We start from the raw sequence: 2,888 nt of genomic DNA on the forward strand, positions 1-2,888 counted from the left end.
CGCGAAGTGTGAACTTAACACCAGGTCCGGTCAATGGGCACTCACCGGCAGACCCGCTGTATGATCCGTTCTGGGCGCGCTGTCAGGAAGCCGGCATTCCGGTTGTGTTTCATCTGGGCAATGATGGCCTGACCGAAGTATACTCTTCACAATGGAGTGAGAACCCCTCCCCTCCGAGCCACCGACTCAGTCCGTTCCAACGGGTGATCGCTTCGACGGAACGCGCGACGGCTGATACCCTGAGCGCGCTCGTGTTCCACAATCTGTTTGGTCGATTTCCGAGTCTGCAGGTCGTAAGCATTGAAAACGGGGCCGCGTGGATTGCGCCCTTACTCAAGGCCATGGACCATGCGGCGCGGTTGTCGGGTCCGCGAGATTGGACATTCGGCCATGCTCCGGACCGGCCCAGCGAAATTTTCAAGCGACACGTTAAAGTCTCTCCCTTTCCGGAAGAGGACATTCCGGCGCTGGTAGAGGTCCTCGGGCCAGAAAACGTGTTGGCCGGTTCCGACTGGCCGCATCCTGAGGGCTGTGCTGAGCCGATTGATTATGTGGAAGGGCTGGAAGGCCTGCCACCTGAGGTGGTGCGTGCGGTGATGCGCGATAACACACAGAAGCTCTTTGGCGTCTAACCCGACCCCACAGGTCTTTACGTGCCCCACGGGTCAAACGGGATATCCACACCCGTATTGAGGAGATGGGTCTCACCTATACGATCGTGATTTCCGTCCCCCCCGAGTCTCATGAACTGTTCGTGAATGAGGTGAGGCCTGCGTTTGTGGCGTGAGGGGACCGGTCCAGTCGAACGGAGAAAAACTGTGAGCGACATCAAGCAATCCATCCACGATCAATTCGGTCGGGCAGCCGCCCAGTATAAAACCAGCCAGGTCCATGCCACGGGCGAGGATTTGATCCAGATTGCCAAGCTGGTGCAACAGCAGGAACAGCCGTACGCCCTGGATGCGGGCTGTGGGGCGGGCCATACCTCGGTGGCCATCGCTCCGCATAGCCGTCGGGTCGTGGCCCTCGACCTCACCCCGCACATGCTGGAACAGGTCGAGCAGTTGGCCGCCGAACGCGGCTTCTCCCATATTGAAACGCGCCAGGGCGATGTCGAACAGATTCCGTTCGCCGACAACAGCTTTGACCTTGTGGTCTCCCGCTATAGCGCCCATCACTGGCCGAACCCCCTGACGGCGCTCCGGGAATGCCATCGCGTGCTGAAACCTGGCGGGCGGTTTATCCTGAGCGATATTACCTCGCCTGAAGAGCCGGCGTACGACACCTTTTTACAAACATTTGAACTCCTGCGTGACGCCTCGCACGTCCGGGACCACACGGTGGCCCAGTGGCAGGCCATGTTTGAACGGAGCGGATTTCAGTCACGTATTATTTCCACTTGGCGTCTGCCGCTGGACTTTCAGGCCTGAACGGCACGGATGGCGACTCCGCCGGCACGAGTCGCCATGGTGCAGCACCTGTACGACAGCGCGCCTGAGGAAATCCGAACGGCTTTCGCTATTCAGGACAATTGCCCTGTACGGAGCGCTGTTTGAGGCGACCCGTCAGAGCGGCTAGCGGGAGGCAGCCATGGGCACGATAGTCTTACGCGACGGGGTCATCTTCGACGGCCACAGCCCCGAGTTGCTCGACGGGGCGGACGTCCTGATCGAAGACGGTGAAATCAAGGAGGTTTCCGAGCGGCCGCTCAAGACCGCCGGCGCCCAGGAAATCCGTCTGGGTGGCCGTTTTCTCCTGCCCGGTCTGATCGACGCCCACTTTCATGCCTATGCCGCCCGCGTCAATCTTCCCAGCCTGGACGATTGGCCCATGTCGCTTTTGAGTCAACACGCCCGCACGCTGCTGGAAGACGCTCTCCAGCGGGGCTTTACCAGCATACGGGATGCGGCCGGAGCCGACTTTGGCCTGGCCGCCGCAATTGAGCAGGGCTTGATCAAGGGGCCCCGTCTGTTTTTCTCGGGCCGGGCCTTGAGCCAGACCGGCGGTCATGGCGATACACGGCCGGTCAAACATTTTGAACCGTGCGCCTGCGGGTTTCAGGGCTGTCTGTCACAGGTCGCCGACGGGGTGGATGCGGTCCGCCGGGCGGCCCGGGAAGAGCTGCGCAAAGGGGCGCATCAGATCAAGATCATGGCCACGGGCGGCCTCTCCTCACCGACCGACCCGGTGTGGATGCTGCAATACTCGGACGAGGAAATCCGCGCCGCAGTCGAGGAGGCGACCTCGCGGCGCACCTATGTCATGGCCCACGCCTACACCGCGGAAGCCGTTGCCCGCGTCGTCAAGCTGGGGGTGCGCTCAATCGAGCACGCCAATCTGATTGACCAACCAACCGCGGAATTAGTCGCCCAGCACGGAGCCTATGTCGTCCCCACCCTGGTGACGTATGAAACCCTCGGAGAGCTGGGCAAGGAGTTGGGCCTGCCCGAGGGCAATATCGTCAAGCTGAAAGAAATTCAGACCGCGGGGCTGACCTCGCTTGAGCTGTGTCAGGCGGCCGGGATCAAGCTGGGCTACGGAACCGATCTGCTGGGGCCCCTCCACGCCCAGCAGTGTCGCGAGTTCCTGATCCGGCGGGAGGTCCTCAACCCCATCGACATCCTGCGCTCGGCAACGACGATCAACGCCGAAATCCTGAACCAGGCGGGAAAACTTGGAACGGTCGCTCCGGGGGCATACGCCGACCTGGTCGTGTTTGATGGCAATCCGCTTGAAGACCTCGGTGCCTTACAACCCGAGGCCGGCGGGCCGCGGCTGGTTATGAAGGCCGGCACGATCTATAAGAACTCGTTGTGATGATACGGTTTATCCGCAACTAGCCTTCGACCTGTTCGGCGAGCCGCTGGGCCGTATCAATCAAGGGTTGG

At 61.3% G+C, this 2,888-nt stretch carries 3 protein-coding genes; all 3 read left to right on the forward strand.

Annotated features, from left to right (window positions below):
• Nucleotides 1-632 (forward strand): amidohydrolase family protein (locus OXG98_05850; GenBank protein ID MCY3771524.1); only part of this gene is annotated, 632 nt, incomplete at its 5' end.
• Between the two features lie 186 nt (nucleotides 633-818).
• Nucleotides 819-1,430, forward strand: a complete 612-nt coding sequence (locus OXG98_05855) for a methyltransferase domain-containing protein (GenBank protein ID MCY3771525.1) — start codon at nucleotides 819-821, stop codon at nucleotides 1,428-1,430.
• A 160-nt stretch (nucleotides 1,431-1,590) separates the two neighbouring features.
• Entirely contained in the window at nucleotides 1,591-2,817 is a 1,227-nt protein-coding gene (locus tag OXG98_05860; GenBank protein ID MCY3771526.1) for an amidohydrolase family protein, read from the forward strand.
• Nucleotides 2,818-2,888: the final 71 nt, after the last annotated feature.

This window comes from Gemmatimonadota bacterium (assembly GCA_026706345.1).
Classification (GTDB): Bacteria; JAAXHH01; JAAXHH01; order JAAXHH01; family JAAXHH01; genus JAAXHH01.